17 protein-coding genes, 1 tRNA gene and 1 pseudogene are annotated in these 17,445 nt (G+C 40.4%); 6 read left to right on the plus strand and 13 right to left on the minus strand.

Annotated features, from left to right (window positions below; genetic code table 11):
• Nucleotides 1-128: 128 nt before the first annotated feature.
• The gene (locus FTT70_RS07050) at nucleotides 129-794 is read left to right on the plus strand and encodes an O-methyltransferase (RefSeq protein WP_180168441.1); all 666 of its coding nucleotides are present in this window, start codon (nucleotides 129-131) and stop codon (nucleotides 792-794) included.
• Nucleotides 795-974: 180 nt separating this feature from the next.
• Here the strand turns inward: FTT70_RS07050 and FTT70_RS07055 are convergent, their stop codons facing one another.
• The 12 genes from FTT70_RS07055 to FTT70_RS07110 all read right to left on the minus strand — a co-directional run bounded on the left by FTT70_RS07055 (nucleotide 975) and on the right by FTT70_RS07110 (nucleotide 14,079).
• A complete protein-coding gene (locus tag FTT70_RS07055) occupies nucleotides 975-1,817 on the minus strand; it encodes a universal stress protein (RefSeq protein ID WP_154320670.1) in 843 nt (280 codons plus the stop codon).
• Nucleotides 1,818-1,943: 126 nt separating this feature from the next.
• Nucleotides 1,944-2,570, minus strand: coding sequence for a DapH/DapD/GlmU-related protein (locus FTT70_RS07060; protein ID WP_096900924.1), 627 nt, complete (start codon nucleotides 2,568-2,570; stop codon nucleotides 1,944-1,946).
• The gene (locus FTT70_RS07065; protein WP_096900925.1) at nucleotides 2,563-3,162 is read right to left on the minus strand and encodes a YigZ family protein; all 600 of its coding nucleotides are present in this window, start codon (nucleotides 3,160-3,162) and stop codon (nucleotides 2,563-2,565) included. Before FTT70_RS07065 ends, FTT70_RS07060 begins: the two co-directional genes overlap by 8 nt.
• A gap of 222 nt (nucleotides 3,163-3,384) precedes the next feature.
• Nucleotides 3,385-4,152: an LPS export ABC transporter ATP-binding protein gene (gene lptB, locus FTT70_RS07070; protein WP_004973074.1), complete on the minus strand. Its 768-nt coding sequence runs from the start codon at nucleotides 4,150-4,152 to the stop codon at nucleotides 3,385-3,387.
• Nucleotides 4,152-4,718, minus strand: coding sequence for a lipopolysaccharide transport periplasmic protein LptA (lptA, locus tag FTT70_RS07075; RefSeq protein WP_180168442.1), 567 nt, complete (start codon nucleotides 4,716-4,718; stop codon nucleotides 4,152-4,154). Before lptA ends, lptB begins: the two co-directional genes overlap by 1 nt.
• Nucleotides 4,708-5,250, minus strand: a complete 543-nt coding sequence (lptC, locus tag FTT70_RS07080; protein ID WP_004973071.1) for an LPS export ABC transporter periplasmic protein LptC — start codon at nucleotides 5,248-5,250, stop codon at nucleotides 4,708-4,710. Before lptC ends, lptA begins: the two co-directional genes overlap by 11 nt.
• A 40-nt stretch (nucleotides 5,251-5,290) precedes the next feature.
• On the minus strand, nucleotides 5,291-5,830 hold the full coding sequence (locus FTT70_RS07085) for an HAD family hydrolase (RefSeq protein ID WP_180168443.1): 540 nt from the start codon (nucleotides 5,828-5,830) through the stop codon (nucleotides 5,291-5,293).
• A gap of 3 nt (nucleotides 5,831-5,833) precedes the next feature.
• Nucleotides 5,834-6,811: a KpsF/GutQ family sugar-phosphate isomerase gene (locus FTT70_RS07090; RefSeq protein ID WP_004973067.1), complete on the minus strand. Its 978-nt coding sequence runs from the start codon at nucleotides 6,809-6,811 to the stop codon at nucleotides 5,834-5,836.
• A gap of 403 nt (nucleotides 6,812-7,214) precedes the next feature.
• Nucleotides 7,215-7,290: transfer RNA gene (locus tag FTT70_RS07095), tRNA-Gly, on the minus strand.
• A gap of 65 nt (nucleotides 7,291-7,355) precedes the next feature.
• Complete coding sequence (gene cysS / locus FTT70_RS07100) at nucleotides 7,356-8,777, minus strand: cysteine--tRNA ligase (RefSeq protein WP_004973064.1); 1,422 nt, start codon at nucleotides 8,775-8,777, stop codon at nucleotides 7,356-7,358.
• 199 nt (nucleotides 8,778-8,976) lie between these two features.
• Nucleotides 8,977-10,089, minus strand: a complete 1,113-nt coding sequence (locus tag FTT70_RS07105) for a beta-ketoacyl-ACP synthase III (RefSeq protein WP_154320667.1) — start codon at nucleotides 10,087-10,089, stop codon at nucleotides 8,977-8,979.
• A gap of 30 nt (nucleotides 10,090-10,119) precedes the next feature.
• Complete coding sequence (locus FTT70_RS07110) at nucleotides 10,120-14,079, minus strand: DUF3418 domain-containing protein (RefSeq protein ID WP_180062456.1); 3,960 nt, start codon at nucleotides 14,077-14,079, stop codon at nucleotides 10,120-10,122.
• 375 nt (nucleotides 14,080-14,454) lie between these two features.
• Here FTT70_RS07110 and ahpC point away from each other — a divergent pair, with 375 nt between their 5' ends.
• The 3 genes from ahpC to FTT70_RS07125 all read left to right on the plus strand — a co-directional run bounded on the left by ahpC (nucleotide 14,455) and on the right by FTT70_RS07125 (nucleotide 16,137).
• Nucleotides 14,455-15,018, plus strand: a complete 564-nt coding sequence (gene ahpC / locus FTT70_RS07115; RefSeq protein ID WP_004973058.1) for an alkyl hydroperoxide reductase subunit C — start codon at nucleotides 14,455-14,457, stop codon at nucleotides 15,016-15,018.
• Between the two features lie 345 nt (nucleotides 15,019-15,363).
• A complete protein-coding gene (locus tag FTT70_RS07120; protein WP_225530638.1) occupies nucleotides 15,364-15,681 on the plus strand; it encodes a hypothetical protein in 318 nt (105 codons plus the stop codon).
• Nucleotides 15,682-15,930: 249 nt separating this feature from the next.
• Complete coding sequence (locus FTT70_RS07125; protein WP_004973053.1) at nucleotides 15,931-16,137, plus strand: hypothetical protein; 207 nt, start codon at nucleotides 15,931-15,933, stop codon at nucleotides 16,135-16,137.
• 87 nt (nucleotides 16,138-16,224) lie between these two features.
• Here the strand turns inward: FTT70_RS07125 and FTT70_RS07130 are convergent, their stop codons facing one another.
• Nucleotides 16,225-16,443, minus strand: a complete 219-nt coding sequence (locus FTT70_RS07130) for a DUF1653 domain-containing protein (protein WP_004973051.1) — start codon at nucleotides 16,441-16,443, stop codon at nucleotides 16,225-16,227.
• Between the two features lie 251 nt (nucleotides 16,444-16,694).
• Here FTT70_RS07130 and FTT70_RS07135 point away from each other — a divergent pair, with 251 nt between their 5' ends.
• Together FTT70_RS07135 and FTT70_RS13700 are read left to right on the plus strand one after the other, a co-directional pair.
• Nucleotides 16,695-17,039, plus strand: a complete 345-nt coding sequence (locus FTT70_RS07135) for a hypothetical protein (protein ID WP_004973048.1) — start codon at nucleotides 16,695-16,697, stop codon at nucleotides 17,037-17,039.
• A gap of 339 nt (nucleotides 17,040-17,378) precedes the next feature.
• Nucleotides 17,379-17,445, plus strand: a pseudogene (locus FTT70_RS13700) (helix-turn-helix domain-containing protein); the annotation flags it as partial.

Genomic DNA, 17,445 nt, shown 5'->3' on the forward strand with positions numbered 1-17,445 from the left:
CCTAAAGAGGTCAAATTGACCTCTTTTTTTATTGCGAAATAGATTATCACCTGCTCCATTCCGCGAATAAATTGCACTCTGAGCAGAAAAGTTTACAATGCACACATCGCAACAAAGGTGAGCACGCTATGCAACAAATGTGGACGGATATCGATCACTATATCGAATCACATTTAATTCCCGAAGACCCAGTTTTGACGCAAACTTTAGAAAATACCGATGCCAAAGGTTTTCCAGATCACCTTGCAGTTGCGGCAAATCAGGGCATGTTGCTACAAATGCTCATTCAAATGAATCAATGCAAACGTGTGTTGGAATTGGGCACATTCGCAGCTTATAGCACAATGTGGCTAGCACGTGCGCTGCCTGAAGATGGTTATATACTCACGATTGAAGGACGTGATACCCATGCAGCTTTGGGACAGGAAAATATTGACCGCGCTCAATTAAAACAAAAGGTTGAATTAAAAGTTGGTCGTGCTGCAGAAATTCTAACAGCTCTGCCAGAAGATACTGAAGCTTTTGATTTTATTTTTATTGATGCCGACAAACAAAGCTATCCTGAATATTTGGAACTGAGTCTTAAACTTTCACGCTCAGGTACAATTATCTTTTTAGACAATGTAATTCGTGCAGGGGAAATTTTAAATCCTGACAATCACAAACCAAGCATTGAAGGGATTCGTGACATGTTCAAAGCCATGCAAAATCATTCGCGAATTTTATCGTGCACAGCATTACAAACTGTAGGCAGCAAAGGACATGATGGCTTTGCTTTAGCGATTGTAAAGTAAAGTCCACACAAGGTTAAAAAACAACCTAAAGCAATTTTACATTATATATTATAATGTTACATATACTGTCCATACAGTTATCCACAAATTATGCGGATAACCATGGACAGTCAGCAAGCATTTACATCAGTTCAACTAAACAATCTTTTGAAATGATCTTTTTTGAATCATTTACGATTTTTACTTTGCCACCAACAAAGGAACAGTTGAGTTACGGAAAATATTGGTGGTAATGCTTCCCAAGAAAAATTGATGAATTTTACTGTGGCTAAATGCCCCTAGTACAATCAACTGGATACCATGTTCACGTTGATAATCTAAAATATTTTCAGCTACATCACCATAACGATATTCAACCACCACATCTAAACCCGCTGCTGTTAAAAAATCTGCAGGTTCATTTAAAACTTCAGGATGATCGCCCACATAAAGCAAATGACATTGCAGTAATTTAAGCAAATCACTTTGTGCAATTCGCTTCATCATTTTGATGCAAGTTGGGGAATATTCATAAGCAAAAATAAAGCGGGTTGGTGCTTTAAAATGCTCTCCCACAGTCATCACGGTACAATTTGCACCACGAATAAAGTTTTCGACATTACTCCCTAAAGCCTTATTGCGTTCAGCAGATTTTTCGCCCACGCGTCCAATCACCACAATATCGTCTTCATTCAACACACTGAAGCTTTGTTCTAGAAAATCGCCTTTTTCTTGAATTTGAGTAGGTACAATTTCATATTTTTCCTGAATCATATTGGAAATGTGCTGCAATAAATTGTTGCTATAGTCGAGTGCTAATTCACTTTGTTTTTGTTCCAACTCAGCTAATTCTTTGAGTAACATCGCATTACTTTCAAAACCAATCACGCCACTAATTTCCCCCAAATGATAACTGGCAGGGTAATAATCCAAAACTTGTAATAACACCAATTCACGTTGAGTTTGTGTTGCAATCCACGCAGCAGCTTCAGCAAGCGCATTAATACAAGGCGAAGAATCAATACAAGCAATTACACGTTTCATTATTGCCTCTCTTACTGCCTTTTGCAGGCTATTTTTTAGTTGTTATTTTTAACTTAACACAACTCGTGTTGCAGGGACATGAAAAAATGTAATGAAGTTTAAAGATTTAGCCTTGCTGCATCGTATTTACTCACGATAACGAATCAATTTGGCAGGGTTTCCTACCACAATTTCCCGCTCCTGAACATCTTTGGTGACCATGCTATTCATACCAACGACTGCATGTGCCGCAATCTTCACCCCATCTTTAACACCAACATGCGCACCTAACCAAACATCCTTACCAACTTCAATGCCCTGTGAACGCACCGCTTGCTGATAAATGGGCTGATCCAAAGCCATGCCATGATCAAATGCATATAAATGACAATATGCTGCGATACGCACCTGATCATGAAGCTTAATTCCAACTCTGCCACCATCTAAAATACAGTGGTGATTAATCGCGACTTCATTGCCAATTTCTAAAGGGCCATGCAAAGTACAATCGGCTGCAATAAAGGTATTATCGCCAATACTGATTTTACGTCCTGGTTCTGCAAAAATATGTGCCAATGGTGAAATAAAACAGTTTTTGCCAATTTCTACCGTTTCCATTGCCATTAAATAAGCTTGATATTCCTGCTGCCAAGCTTCTGCCCATACACGATGTTTAGGTTTTAATGACCAATATAACCACGGCATGTAGTTTAAACGGTGTTTATGCTGCTCACGGTACTTCGATAATGGATCAGGTGAATTTGCTTCAGTCATCTTGATCATCCTCAAGGATTTTGAGTTGTTCACGCCCACGGCTAATATCTTGTAATTTTAGTTTTAAAGGGTCTATTTGATCGACTTGCATGAATGCCTTTACCAACACGCCTTCGGCGGTGTAGTCTTCGCTGTACTCAATCTGCTGACTATTTAGCTCGTATTGTAAAATTGCCCACTCATTAAAATGACAGGAAAATTGCACGGTCTTTTTTTCAATCAGTTCTATTTTTTCTGCTAGAGCCAAACATTGCCCTGCACATCCCCCATAGGCACGTACCAAGCCGCCTGTGCCCAATTTAATGCCGCCGTACCAACGATTCACCAACACCAAAACATTAGTCAACTCATTGCCTTCAATCGTGGCTAAAATAGGACGTCCTGCCGTACCTGAAGGTTCGCCATCATCATTAAAACGTAATTGATGCCCGATTTTCCATGCCCAACATTGATGTGTGGTAGATGAATCACGCTGCTGTTCCAAAAAAGTTTTTACCGCTTGCTCATTATCTACAGGCACAGCAATTGCCTGAAATCGACTTTTTTTAATTTCTTCTTCAAAAGTGATGGGCGCAGCAATGGTAAATGGCATAACACTCCAGATCAATCAACCAGTTAAATAAAAACTTGATAATTATAACGTGTTTAGCGCTCTAACGTATTTAGAGTTATAGCTTATTTGGACTGATAACCACCATGAAAAAACCTTCTATCCTCAAAGGTATAGAAGGTTAAATAATGTTTACACGACTTTCTGTTCTACAACTTATGCAGTAAGCATACGAAAACCAATAACGGTTAGAACATTCAAGCTTTAAACAAAAAAGTCTTCACCCAAATAAACTTCACGCACAATTTCATTTTCCAGAATTTCTTGCGGTGTACCCTCTGCAATGACTGAACCTTCGCTAACAATATAAGCACGTTCACAAATGGCTAAAGTATCACGGACGTTATGGTCGGTAATTAATACGCCAATGTCACGATCTTTTAAGGTACGAATGATATCTTTAATATCACCGACAGAAATAGGATCGACCCCTGCAAAAGGCTCATCTAACAACATAAATTTAGGGTCTGCTGCCAAAGCACGGGCAATTTCTGCACGACGGCGTTCGCCACCCGACACACTCATCCCTAATGAATCTTTAATATGCGTGATTTTAAAATCTGCCAGCAATTCTGATAAACGCTGCTGACGTTGCTGTTTATTTAAATCTTTGCGGGTTTCTAAAATAGCCATAATATTTTCAGCGATGGTCAGCTTTCTGAAAATAGAGGCTTCTTGCGGTAAATAACCAATCCCCTTACGCGCACGTTCATGCATGGCAAGGTCAGATAAATCCAGTTGATCTAAATGGATTTCGCCTTTATCCATACGCACCAAACCCACAACCATGTAGAAACTGGTGGTTTTGCCCGCACCGTTCGGCCCAAGTAACCCGACAATTTCACCACTTTTCATTTCAAATGAAACGTCTTTAACCACCCAGCGCTTATTATAGTTTTTGGCTAAATGCTTAATACACAAAGTCTGCTGACCGTGCTGGACGCTGTCCTGTGCTGCGCTCGTTTGATCCATTAATCACGCGCTCCCGGGAATGATTTTGAACTTGATGGTGGAATCACAATTTTTACACGACCCGCTTCAGAACCAGTTTTGTTCGGTGTACCAATCGCTTCAACATCGCCTCTGTTCATACTATAACGCAAGGTATTACCACGAATACTGGCTCCATCTTGCTCTAAAAGTGCGCCACCCGTTAAGGTGATAATGCCTGTTTCAGCATTGTAAACAATCTTTTGCGCCTGACCTTTGGCAAGCCCTTTGGCTGGATCAGTCTTTTGCTGGAATTGCGCAGGTCTGCCCGTTGCCGTAATGACACTAATTTCTTTTTTGCTGTTCAGATTAGCAACAATCGAATCTGCCTGCAGTTTCATGGTGCCCTGTTCAATCACCACATTGCCTGTATAAGTGGTGACGCCAGTACGTTCACTAAAGGTCGCACGGTCTGCCAATAAAGTAATAGGCTGACTGCGGTCTGACGGAATTGCCCATGCACCTGCCGATGAAAGCACCGCCAAGCCCACAAGTGCTGCTTGTTTTATCAACGCTTTAGGAGCTGTAAGCTTAGATTTATGGTTCATACTTTCCTCGAATATTAAAAAATTCGTATTGCCCGTCATTTAAATTGGCTTTTAAGCCCTGACTGATAAAATCAGCCTGTGGAGATTGTACAGTCACTTGTTTTTCGGTACTGATTTCACGTGTTTTAGGAAACACATTCAACTCGACTGTTTCAAGCGTCAGTTTGCCTTGAGCGAGTAACTTGGTTGCTAGCACTTGATCTGACAACACAACCTTTTCATTGTCATTAAAACCTTGTGCCTGTTTAGCAAAAAAAGTGGCATCCACCGCGCCCGCTTTATACATAGAGGCATTCAAATTTTCCAGCTTAGAGGTTTTTTGCTGCATGTCTTGCTCTAAACGGTCAATTTGCGCACGCACATATAAATTGCCCTGCTCATCTGTTTGGGTCAGATGAATTTGCTCTGCACTATAAGTCATAGAGCGAGCAGCGTCAGTTTCCAGTTTTTTGCCTTTACCGCTGTAATAGTAATAACCACCACTTACAGCTGCAATTGCAATCGCAGTAACGTATAAAACTTTAGTATCCATAAGTGGGGCTGTAACTCAAACCTTTGAATGTATGACTTAATTAATGAGGGATGCTGAGATATTTTTCAAGTAAGCTTTGGTACACACCTTTGGCGGTTAAAATCATATCGCAGATTTCACGTACCGCACCGCGCCCACCCATGGCCTGTGTGACTAAATCGGCACGACGACGCACTTCAATATGTCCATTTGGCACTGTGACTTTCATCCCTGCAATCGCAAACGCTGAAAGATCAGGCCAGTCATCGCCCATATAGAGACAATCTGCAGGTGATAAACCTAACTTGGCACAGGCTTCCTGCAATGCAGTGCCTTTATCTTCACGTCCTTGGTAGACCAAATCTACACCTAAATCGGACATGCGTTTTTCGACAATATTACTTTTACGACCCGTGATGATAATGACTTTAACACCTGCTTGTTGCACCAGTTTCATACCTAAACCATCACGAATATCGAATGATTTAATTTCATCACCGCTGTTGGTTAAGGTGACAAAACCATCACTTAGAATTCCATCGACATCTAAAACCAAAGCTTCAATATGACGCGCTTGCTCTAATAAAATATAAGATGCCATTGTTTAGTTTACCCCTGCTTGAATCAAGTCATGCATACTGATCACACCAATGACTTTATTGGCATCATCCACCACCACAAACTGATTGATTTTACGGTCACGTAATTGCTCTAAAGCTTCAACTGCACGTGCTTCTTGTGAAATCGTTGCAGGATGTTGAGTCATCACTTGCCCAACTTGTAAATTCACATCAAAGCCCTGTTGTTTATCAATTAAACGTCGTAAATCACCATCGGTGAAAATGCCTAACAAGACGTCATTTTCATCGACAATTGTGGTTAAACCTAGACGTTTGTTTGAAATTTCGTATAACACTTTGTTCATTGGTGTATCTGGTGCAACTTTAGGTAATTCTGTACCGGTATGCATCAAATGTTTCACATGCAATAACAGGCGCTTACCCAAAGCGCCTGCAGGATGTGAACGAGCAAAATCATCGGCAGTAAAACCACGTGCATCAAGTAACGCTACAGCCAATGCATCACCTAATGCCAAGGTTGCAGTCGTACTTGAGGTTGGTGCTAAACCAAGTGGACAAGCTTCCTGAATATTGCCTAATGTTAAAGCGACATCAGCATTTTGTGGCATCGGCCCGCGATCATCACCGCTAATTGTGATTAGAGGAACTTCCAGATGTTTGATGAGTGGCATCAACATCATAATTTCATCACTTTTGCCGGAGTTGGAAATGGCAATTAAAACATCACCCCGTACCAACATTCCCAAATCACCATGCCCTGCTTCACCCGGGTGCATAAAGAAAGACGGCGTGCCTGTAGAGGCAAACGTCGCAGCCATTTTACGACCAATATGACCTGATTTTCCCATACCTGTGACCACAACACGCCCTTTGCAATGCAACATGATTTCGCAGGCACGGCTAAAACGCTGATCAATTTGCGTCGCCAAGACTTGTAATGCTTGTTCTTCTATTCTTAAAGTGTCTAAGGCTACAGATTGGAAATCAATGGTATTTGACATGTTTGGCATTCAACGTTCAACTTAAATTGAGTATTTTCTACACCTCAATAAAAGCGATTTATTGAAGCACATTTAATTTTCGCAATTTTAGCATATCTATGCAATTCTACACTTTGATTCTGCGTGTGTTTTTTGTTTTAACGCATTTTTGTATGCTGTTTTAATTAACTCGCTTTTTGACTCGAGTTTCAAATGAAAAACAATCATATTTGAGCTTAGGCTATTTATTTTATTGATTCAAAGTTGCAGATAAAGCTAAAGATAGAACTAGCTCAGAAGCATATTTCAACGAAAATGCTCTAAAAATTATGGATCAAACCCATCTATAAAGCTGACTGCAAGCAAGCTATAACAAACAGCCATAAAAAAACGCTTATCTTTCGATAAGCGTTTTTTAAAATTTTGGAGCGGGAAACGAGACTCGAACTCGCGACCCCAACCTTGGCAAGGTTGTGCTCTACCAACTGAGCTATTCCCGCAATATGGAAGTGAATTATAGAGAATTTCATACAACTGTCAACTCTCTATGCTCCCAAGTGCTCAATTAATCAGCACGACGCCATACTGTACCTTGACGGGTATCTTCCAAGACCACACCTTGATCGAGCAAAGACTGACGAATTTCATCAGCACGGGCGAAATCTTTGGCTTTTTTGGCATCCTGACGTTGCTGAATGAAGTCTGCAATGGCTTGTTCAGATAAACCTAAAGCGTCCTGACCAATATCAGATTTCAGGAATTCATCGACATCATGCTGCACCAAACCTAAAATATTGGTCAAATGACGCAAGGTCGAATAGTACACCGCCGCCTGATCTGCCTGCTGCTCTTTTACCGCACGGTTCAGCTCTTTATTGACTTCAAACAGCACTGCAATTGCTTCGGCTGTATTGAAGTCGTCACGCATTGCAGCATTAAAGCGCTCCACCAAAGTCTCATCTAACTGCTCAACTGTTTGCGTACCGTACGCTTGTTGATAAGCTTTAAATGAGTGATAGAAACGTGATAATGCGGTTTTGGCTTCTTTGAGTGCTACATCGGAGAAGTTTACAGGGCTACGATAATGCGATGACACAATAAAGTAGCGGATCACTTCAGGATGGAATTTTTCCATCACATCACGAATGGTGAAGAAGTTACCCAATGACTTCGACATTTTTTCGCCATCGACATTAATAAAGCCAACGTGCATCCAGTAATTTACATACTGCTCACCTGTTGATGCTTCAGACTGGGCAATTTCATTTTCATGGTGTGGGAACATTAAGTCTGAACCACCACCATGAATATCAAAATGATTACCTAAGCAGCAAGTCGACATCGCAGAACATTCAATGTGCCAACCCGGACGTCCATTGCCCCACGGCGAAGCCCAAGATGGTTCATTTTCTTTGGCATGTTTCCACAAAACAAAGTCAAATGGATGCTTTTTGTCGACTTCAACATCAACACGCTCAGACGCGCCCGCCTGCATGTCTTCTAGCTTGCGACCTGAAAGACGGCCATATTTGTCAAATTTTTCAACCTGAAAATAAACATCGCCATTACTTGCAGGATAAGCTGTGCCTTTATTGACCAAATTACCAATCATATTTTGCATTTGATCAATATATTCAGTGGCACGTGGTGCAGCATCAGGTTCAACACAGCCTAAGTTTGCCGCATCTTCATTCATGGCTTGAATAAAACGATCTGTTAAAGCTTGAATGCTCTCGCCATTTTCATTGGCACGTTTAATAATTTTGTCGTCAATGTCGGTAATGTTGCGGACATATTTCACATTCCAACCTTGACTGCGCAAAAAGCGAATGATGTAGTCAAATGCAACCATAACCCGCGCATGCCCGATATGACAGTAATCATAAACCGTCATGCCACAGACATACATGTCGATATGTCCTTCTTTACGCGGAACAAATTCAACTTTTTTTCGTTGCTCTGAGTTATATAGAACAAATGGTTGCATAGGTTTTCAAAATAGGTCTATTAAAAGATGCTCCATCTTAACCTAAGCATTATTTTTCATAAAGTTTTTCGATGTTTTTATTCTGTATGTGTCTGTGTGAAGAGAATATCGCGGATGATCCAAGCCTTCTCCCGAAGGAGAAGGAACTTTTTAATACCTGTACTTAGGCGTTTGCTGATCTTATACGGTTTGGCAAAGCTTATGCAGCATCACGTTTTTGTACCAAAATCGCGCCAACTGAATAGCCTGCGCCAAATGAACACAAGACACCATATTCACCGTTTTCGACTTCGTGTGCAGTACGGTGTAAAGCGATAATTACCCCTGCCGAAGAAGTATTGGCAAACTCATCTAAAATAATAGGTACTAAACCTGGTTGTGCTGCTTCTTTACCAACCACCAATTTCAAAATGAGTTCGTTCATGCTGGCATTGGCTTGGTGCAACCAGAAACGCTTCACCTCGGTTGGCGCAATCTGATTCTTTTCTAATTGCGCAGTAATCATTTTGGCAACTAAGGGGCAAACTTCTTTAAAGACTTTGCGACCATCTTGATGGAAGCGTTTATCGTCAATATCTGCATTTTCACTTAAGTTTAAAAAACCGAAATTATTACGGATATTATTCGAGAACTGAGTAAACAGGTTCATGTCCAAAATTTCAAAACCTGCTTTGGTTTCAGTGTCTTCCAAAATTGAAGCGGTTGCTACATCACCAAAAATAAAGTGGCAGTCACGTGAACGGAAATCGTTATGACCTGAGGTAATTTCGACATTCACCAACAGTACGCGGCGCGCACCTGCTTTAATCGCATCATGCGCTTGCTTAATGCCGAAAGTCGCAGCAGAACATGCCACGTTCATGTCATAGGCATAACCTTGAATACCAAGCGCAGTTTGAATTTCAATCGCCACCGCAGGATAAGCACGCTGCAAGTTTGAGCAAGACAAAATCACCACATCAATATCTTCTGCGGTCACGCCTGCATTTTGCATGGCTTGTTTTGCAGCAATTACACCCCATTCTGCTTGTAGCGAAATTTCATCATCCCCGCGTTCACGCAAATTTGGACGTAAACGGTTAATGTCCAGAATACCTGTTTTTTCTGACACGTAACGGCGTTTTACCCCAGAGGCTTTTTCGATAAAGTCAGCACTTGAGCCACGACGTTCTTCAAGCTCACCTGCTGCAATTTTGTCAGCATTGAGCTGATTATACTGTTCCACATAAGCATTTAAACTTTCGACCAACTCTTCATTGGTAATAACATCTTCTGGGTGATAAAGACCAGTACCTATAATGCGAATGCCCATGTAAAACTCCTTCTAGAAATTACTAATATCTTAACTGATTCCGAGCTTTTCCCATACTTTTTGCAGCCGAGTTGCAGAAATTGGCATTTTGGTTTTCATGGGTTGAGAGAACAGCGATATGCGTAATTCTTCCACCATAAAGTACAATTCCTTGAGTCGGGCATCTTGTTTGTGTTTAAACAATTTGTCCATCCAAGGGTCAATTTGGGCGATGGCAGCATCGTCTCTTTGCAAGTTATTGGGTAAGCGGTCTAAACGTAATAACAACGCTTTCAAATAGCGCGGATATTCGCTCCACACCTCTACAGGCTTGCTATACACAAAGTCTGCCAGATGCATTAAGTCCAGCTGATCTTCTATATCATCCATATTTTTAGCAAAAACTGCTTCATCAAGCATAAGAAGCTGACGGCGGATGTCTTGCCATGCAATATAAATTTCATTAAAGATACGCAGCGTGGTTTGACCATGACTGAGGAAAGTCTTTTTTACCTCAAGCTGCAACTTTTGAAACTCTTCCAAGTTGACTGGTAAGTCACCAATAATGCTTTGCAATGTTGCATAGATCAACATTTGCTCAAGTTGAGCTTTATCACCCAAAGGCGAATACGCCAAAGCCAAGGGTTTATCAATTTGTTTTTTCAATTGGCGTGATAAATCACCCAATTGCACATATAGCAAACGAATCACGCCTTCACGGTGCTGACGAATCGCCTCACTCTGATCATTAAAGGTTTGAATCACCACACCCGATTCATCTTTTGGTAAAAGCTCTGCAAATGTTTTGCTTGGTACCAACGCCTGATATTGCTTAACCACTACGCCCGTAACTTTTTGCGAAGCTTCAAATACAAATCGTTCAGGAAAAGTTTGAAATTCTCCGTGCACCTGCTTTACAGGACTATGCGTTTCGGTATGGCAACGCGCTTTTAATTCAGATAAATCACGACCTTGCTCAATCACCCGCCCTTTTTCATCTAGCACTTTAATGAACGGCAATAAATACGCATCTACCCGCTCAAAGCTAAAGTCTTTTTCGGTGATGTGTTCAGCACGTAATTGAAATGCCAAAAAGCTAAAAATGTGCTCGCGTAAATTTACCGCATCAACACGTTGTAGCAACTTTCGAGCTGTGTCTGGAATAGGCACCAAATGACGACGCTTATCTTTAGGCAAAGTCTTGAGCAAGGCTTCAATTAAATTTTCACGCCAACCCAGAACACCCCACGACCAGATATTTTCATCGACCTGTGCCAACGCTTGCACTGGAATTTTAACGGTTGCGCCATCTTCATCATGGCTGGGGTCAAAACGGTAACTGGCCGCCAAGCGCAGCTCACCATTACGCAAATAGTCAGGAAATTGCTGCGTGGTCGGACGATCATTCAGCCAAAGTGCATCATCTTCCACAAATAAATAACGTGGATTTTGCGGCTCTACTGTGGCACGCCAATCTTCAAAGGAACGACGGCTTGCAACTTCTGCAGGTACTTTGGCGGCATAAAATTGATAAATAGTTTCTTCATCAACAACTAAATCACGACGACGTAATTTATCTTCAACCCGTTCCACTTCTTCCAGTTTAAGCAGGTTGTGTTTTAAAAATGGTGGGGTAATGCCCAAGTTGCCTGTGGTTAAAGCATCACGTAAGAATATTTCATGGGCGGCTTCCTGATCGACCTTTTCGTAATTGACAGGACGTTTCGGCTCGATAATTAGACCAAACAGCGAAATTTGATCATAGGCATTCACCACGCCTGCTTTTTTAGACCAATGTGGTTCAAAATAGTGATGCTTCAGCAAATCACGTGCAGCCAATAAAATCCATTCAGGTTCAATTTTTGCCAAGGTGCGTAGATACACTTGCGAAGTTTCTACCATCTCAAATGCCATGACCCACGGTGTATTGGTTTTATGCAAAGTCGATGCAGGGAAAATTCGTGCTTTTTGTTGGCGTACTGCCATAAACACATTGCGCTCATCGGTTTTATTGGCAATAAAAGAAAGCAACCCTGTTAATAACGCCCGATGCAGATTTTCATAACTGGCTTTTTTCTCATTAAACGACAGTTTTAAGCCACGCGCCAAATCCACCAATTGTTCATGAGTTTTCTTCCATTCACGTAAACGCAACCAACTTAAAAAATGCTGACGGGCAAAAGTACGACGTTTGTTTTCACTCATGCCATCACGGTTTTCGTGCAAAGTTTCCCACAGTTTTAAATAGAATAAAAAGTCAGAATCTGCTTCACGGAACAGTGCATGTTTTTGATCGGCTTGCATTTGTTTGTCTGCAGGACGTTCACGCGGGTCTTGTACCGCCAATGCCGCTACAATAATCAGGACTTCATTTAACACCCCAAAATGTGCACCGCCTAAAATCATACGTGCCAATCGTGGATCAATCGGCATTTTTGCCATTTGCTGACCAATTTTGGTTAAGCTGCTGCCTTGAAGCTCGCCTTTATTAGCGGTGGATTTAGTGGAATTATTCGGATGATTGTCTCCCTTTTGCGTCGCAGAGCTGCTCATTCCGTCTAAAAGAGGGGCTTTACCCTTCTCAATCATCGCACCCAGTTCAATCAACAGCTTACGACCATCATTGACTAAACGATGATCTGGCGGCTCAATAAAATCAAAATCTTCGAGCGTACCCAAGCCCAAACTTTGCATTTGTAAAATGACCGATGCCAAGTTGGTGCGTTTAATTTCAGGTTCAGTAAACTCTAGGCGACTTAAAAAATCTTCTTCTGAATACAGGCGAATACAAACGCCTGGCGCAATACGACCACAACGTCCTTTACGCTGATTCGCTGCTGCCTGAGATACTGCTTCAATCGGTAAACGCTGCACCCGTGAGCGATAGTTATAACGTGAAATACGTGCAAAACCGCTATCAATCACATAGCGGATATTGGGTACAGTGAGTGCGGTTTCAGCGACGTTGGTGGCAATAATAATGCGACGACCACCACCTGAAGGATTAAAGATTTTTTGTTGTTCCGCCAAAGCCAAACGCGCATACAACGGTAAAATTTCAGTATGACGCGGTCCATGCTTATGCAAGGTTTCTTGCAGCTCCCGAATTTCCTGTTCAGTACTGGCAAAAATTAGAATATCGGCATGTTCAGGATGACCTTTTTCTTGTGCATCGGCAAAGCATTCTTCTACCGCTTGCACCACTGCGCGTGGCAAGTTTTCTTCAAAGTCATCAAACTCATCATCATCACTACCACCAATGCTTAATTCAGAAATTGGACGATAACGTACTTCGACAGGATAGCTTCGACCTTCGACCTCAAAAATAGGTGCGCCGTTAAAATAGTTACTAAAACGCTGCACATCTAAAGTTGCAGAAGTGATGATGACTTTTAAATCAGGGCGACGTGGCAAAAGTTGCTTTAAATAGCCCATAATGAAGTCAATATTTAAAGAACGCTCATGCGCTTCATCTATAATAATGGTGTCGTATTTATTTAAATAACGATCATTGGCAAGCTCTGCTAACAAAATACCATCGGTCATTAAACGGACAATTGAATCTTGCGAACCCTGTTCATTAAAACGAACTTTAAAGCTGATGGACTCACCTAACTTTTCGCCAACTTCTTCGGCAATACGCTGCGATACACTACGCGCAGCAAGACGTCGTGGCTGAGTATGACCAATTAACCCCGTTAAACCACGACCTGCCAACATTGCAATTTGTGGTAACTGTGTAGTTTTCCCTGAACCTGTTTCACCCGCCACAATAATGACCTGATGTTGCTGAATTGCAGTAATCAACTGTTCGGCAGATTGAGTCACAGGTAAATCTTGATTCAACTTAATGTTGGGAATGCGCTGTGCACGCTCCAACACTTTTAAATTAGATTTTTCAAATAATTCCTGATATTGCTTTGGATTGGCATCTTTGCCTTTTCGTAGTCGATTTAAACGATGACGATCACGCGCCAAAACGAGGTGGTCTACATTTAAATGACTCTGCACAGAATACGCTTCCTAACCAAAACACAAACGCGTATTTTACGCTGTAATGCCTTTAAGCGAAAGAACAGTGATTTAGAATGCGTATTTAAAAAGTTTTAAATCCCCCCTTGAATTTCAAAATAGCATCCCCATATAGATGTATGTTCACCAATTGCTTGAAATGGGTTGTATTTGAACCTGAAAAATAGGTTGTCATGCAATCATCATCATTTTGAGGCCTAATAAAGACTCAATAATACTGTGATGAAAGTGTACGCTTTTTACATACTCATTTGTTTTTCCGATGCTAGTAATGTAAAAATACCATTTCAGCAATAAAACAAAATTAGATACTCTATTGCCAACGAAATACAAACCTTAATCATGGAGACAATGATGAGCTTAATTAATACTGAAGTTAAACCATTTAAAGCAAATGCATACCACAACGGTCAATTCATTGAAGTAACTGAAGCTGATCTTAAAGGCAAATGGTCTGTAGTATTCTTCTACCCTGCTGACTTCACTTTCGTTTGCCCAACTGAGCTTGGTGACCTTGCAGACAACTACGCAGAATTCCAAAAATTAGGCGTTGAAATCTATGCAGTTTCTACTGACACTCACTTCACGCACAAAGCTTGGCACGATTCTTCAGAAGAAATCAAAAAAATCCAATACGTAATGGTTGGCGACCCAACTTGGACGCTTTCTAAAAACTTCGAAGTATTAATCGAATCTGCTGGTCTTGCTGACCGTGGTACTTTCGTAATTGATCCAGAAGGTAAAATCCAAATCATCGAAATCAATGCTGGCGGTATTGGCCGTGATGCTCAAGAACTTCTTCGTAAAGTTAAAGCAGCTCAATACGTTCACGCTCACCCAGGTGAAGTATGCCCAGCTAAATGGAAAGAAGGTGATGCAACTTTAGCCCCATCTATCGACCTAGTAGGTAAAATCTAAGTTTTAGATTAAACCACTCAAAAAAACCACGCATATTTTGCGTGGTTTTTTTTAATCAGAACATCACCCTTTTCTACCTTATTTATTCATATTTCATCTCTAGAATAGAAAATGTAAAAACATTACAACACTACAATCGAATCTGTACCGGTAACAGTTGTGAGATTTATTTTTGAGGGCTGTTCTATGAAAAAATTATTTTTACTTTCAACATTAATAGCATTTTCAGTGCCAGCTTTAGCTGATTTCAACTGTAATGGCAGCATTAAAAATCGAACTATTGATGATAATGTCAAAGTGCATAAACAATGTGTTCTTGATCATGTGACTATTAAGGGCAACCTAATGTTGCATTCCAACTCACATACGGCAATTAAAAATAGTACGATTGATGGCAATTTAGAATCTAAAGGAAACTTTAGTCAGGTTAATGCACATGCCAACCGCATTGATGGCAATATCCAACTCGAAGATGGGCGTAACATCCAACTCACGTCAAACCGTGTAAATGGCAATATTCAACTTAAAGATAATTCAGGCTCAATCGTTGTAAAAAATAACCGCGTGAATGGCAATTTAGAATGTGAAGATAACCGCGTAAAACCGACTGGCGGCACAAACCGTGTTTCTGGTGACAAAGAAGATCAATGTCGTCATCTATAAAATCTAGTCTTTCAATCATTTTATTTAAATGAATGACTATTCATGTGCAAAGCATAAACACCACATCCTAAATGTGGTGTTTTATTTCGCTTCATAATAGTTTTGTCGTTTTTGGCACGTTTAGGTTGCGCAAAAAACTTATATTCAAAAGTTACAATTCTGTAATACTTTTTAGCAAGCACTTCACTTATGTTCAAAATAAGCAGATTTATTCTGTGAAAAATAATATAAAAAATAAAGGAGTTGCTTATGGGTAAAACACTTGCCGTGACATCCTGGACATACAGTGCATCTTCACGTTATTTAAAAATATTTTACGAAAATGGCTCTGGGGATTTATTCCATCCTGTACCACAATTTATTTATGACAACTTATTAAGACGCAGTGATAAAGCAGCTTTTGTGAGTAAATATTTAGCATACGATTTAAGCTTTAACCGTATTTCCATTCAATAATTGATTTTATTAAACTTTGAGCATCCACATAACGATCCAATCTAAAAATAGATTGGATCGTTTTAAATAGGTAAATAACTTCAAATATTAATACACTTCTTGAATCAATTTAAAGCGTTCCTGTTCACGGTCATCATCCAAAGTAATACTCTCCGTGAACATATCAAGCGGTCTGGCCCAAATAGAATAATCGCCATATAAGCATTGATAAACCACCAATTTCTCTTGGGTTTCACTGTGTGTAGCCACATGCAGCACTTGATACAATTGCCCTTTATAATGTTGATAAATCCCTTTTTTAAGCATTTTACAATCCCAATCTTACAGAATGGCATTACTGTACAATAAAAACTGTAACCATTCTTAAGATTTCACCTTATCAGAAAAAATGAATCGCATCGGCATATTTTTCTCTAATTTATCGTTCTAATCTACACAACAAAAAAATATCTAAACCCATTACATTATTTGAACAATTTTAAGCTTCAAATTGATTGTTTTTTGGTTATATTCGCATTATCCCATCTTAAGTGGATGTAAAAAAAGGAAACATGATAATGAATAAACTTCTTATTGCTTTAGGTCTTGCTGCCACTGTAGCACTTGTAGGTTGTGCAAAAGAAAAAGCACCAGAAACAGGGGCAACTACGGGTGAACACTTAGAAAACGCTGCGGCTCAAGCTGCACATGATGCCAAAGATGCAACACATGAAGCTGCTACTGCTACAGCAACTGCGGTAGATAACGCAGCGCAAGCAACTGAAAATGCTGCACACAATGTTGCAACAGCAACAGAAAACGCAGCTGATGCGACTGTACAAGCTGCTAAAGATGCAACTGCTGCGACTGCAGGTGCGGTTGAACAAGGTGCTGCAAATGTGAAAGAAAAAGCACAACAATAATTTGATTGTATAAAACAAAAACTCCTGAGCAAGTTCTCAGGAGTTTTTTATTCAGCACGATTTAATTAGGGTCTGTTGACAATTCGTCTATGTTTGCGACATGAGAGATATATCTCGCAAGGTTTTTTAGCTGATATAAGGCATGGGACAGGAAATTTACTCATTCTAAATGACTGGCACATAACGTAATAGCAGCAAAAAATATGCTTGTACCCTTGCGCAGCAAACAAAGCAGTGCTTTGTTTTTGCTCATGTGGCTAAAACTTTCACAGATTGCGTTAAGTTGACAAAAATAACTAATCATGCGAAAAAGTTTTTTTAGTTAACAGATGTTCACACATGCCTCGAATTGTTTCTGTACCACTTAGTTTAGAACAGCGAGAACGACTCATTTTTCTGGCCAAGC

It is taken from the genome of Acinetobacter sp. YH01003 (genome assembly GCF_013420525.1).
Classification (GTDB): domain Bacteria; phylum Pseudomonadota; class Gammaproteobacteria; order Pseudomonadales; family Moraxellaceae; genus Acinetobacter; species Acinetobacter towneri.

Bases quoted from the DNA above. Each gene is read 5' to 3' on its own strand.
- FTT70_RS07105 (WP_154320667.1), bottom strand. From the start codon at position 10,089: ATGGGCATTCGCATTATAGGTACTGGTCTTTATCACCCAGAAGATGTT.
- cysS (WP_004973064.1), bottom strand. From the start codon at position 8,777: ATGCAACCATTTGTTCTATATAACTCAGAGCAACGAAAAAAAGTTGAA.
- FTT70_RS07135 (WP_004973048.1), top strand. From the start codon at position 16,695: ATGAATAAACTTCTTATTGCTTTAGGTCTTGCTGCCACTGTAGCACTT.
- FTT70_RS07085 (WP_180168443.1), bottom strand. From the start codon at position 5,830: ATGGCATCTTATATTTTATTAGAGCAAGCGCGTCATATTGAAGCTTTG.
- FTT70_RS07050 (WP_180168441.1), top strand. From the start codon at position 129: ATGCAACAAATGTGGACGGATATCGATCACTATATCGAATCACATTTA.
- FTT70_RS07090 (WP_004973067.1), bottom strand. From the start codon at position 6,811: ATGTCAAATACCATTGATTTCCAATCTGTAGCCTTAGACACTTTAAGA.
- lptA (WP_180168442.1), bottom strand. From the start codon at position 4,718: ATGAACCATAAATCTAAGCTTACAGCTCCTAAAGCGTTGATAAAACAA.
- FTT70_RS07065 (WP_096900925.1), bottom strand. From the start codon at position 3,162: ATGCCATTTACCATTGCTGCGCCCATCACTTTTGAAGAAGAAATTAAA.
- FTT70_RS07130 (WP_004973051.1), bottom strand. From the start codon at position 16,443: ATGCTTAAAAAAGGGATTTATCAACATTATAAAGGGCAATTGTATCAA.
- lptB (WP_004973074.1), bottom strand. From the start codon at position 4,152: ATGGATCAAACGAGCGCAGCACAGGACAGCGTCCAGCACGGTCAGCAG.
- FTT70_RS07120 (WP_225530638.1), top strand. From the start codon at position 15,364: ATGTTGCATTCCAACTCACATACGGCAATTAAAAATAGTACGATTGAT.
- FTT70_RS07055 (WP_154320670.1), bottom strand. From the start codon at position 1,817: ATGAAACGTGTAATTGCTTGTATTGATTCTTCGCCTTGTATTAATGCG.
- FTT70_RS07125 (WP_004973053.1), top strand. From the start codon at position 15,931: ATGGGTAAAACACTTGCCGTGACATCCTGGACATACAGTGCATCTTCA.
- FTT70_RS07060 (WP_096900924.1), bottom strand. From the start codon at position 2,570: ATGACTGAAGCAAATTCACCTGATCCATTATCGAAGTACCGTGAGCAG.
- ahpC (WP_004973058.1), top strand. From the start codon at position 14,455: ATGAGCTTAATTAATACTGAAGTTAAACCATTTAAAGCAAATGCATAC.
- lptC (WP_004973071.1), bottom strand. From the start codon at position 5,250: ATGGATACTAAAGTTTTATACGTTACTGCGATTGCAATTGCAGCTGTA.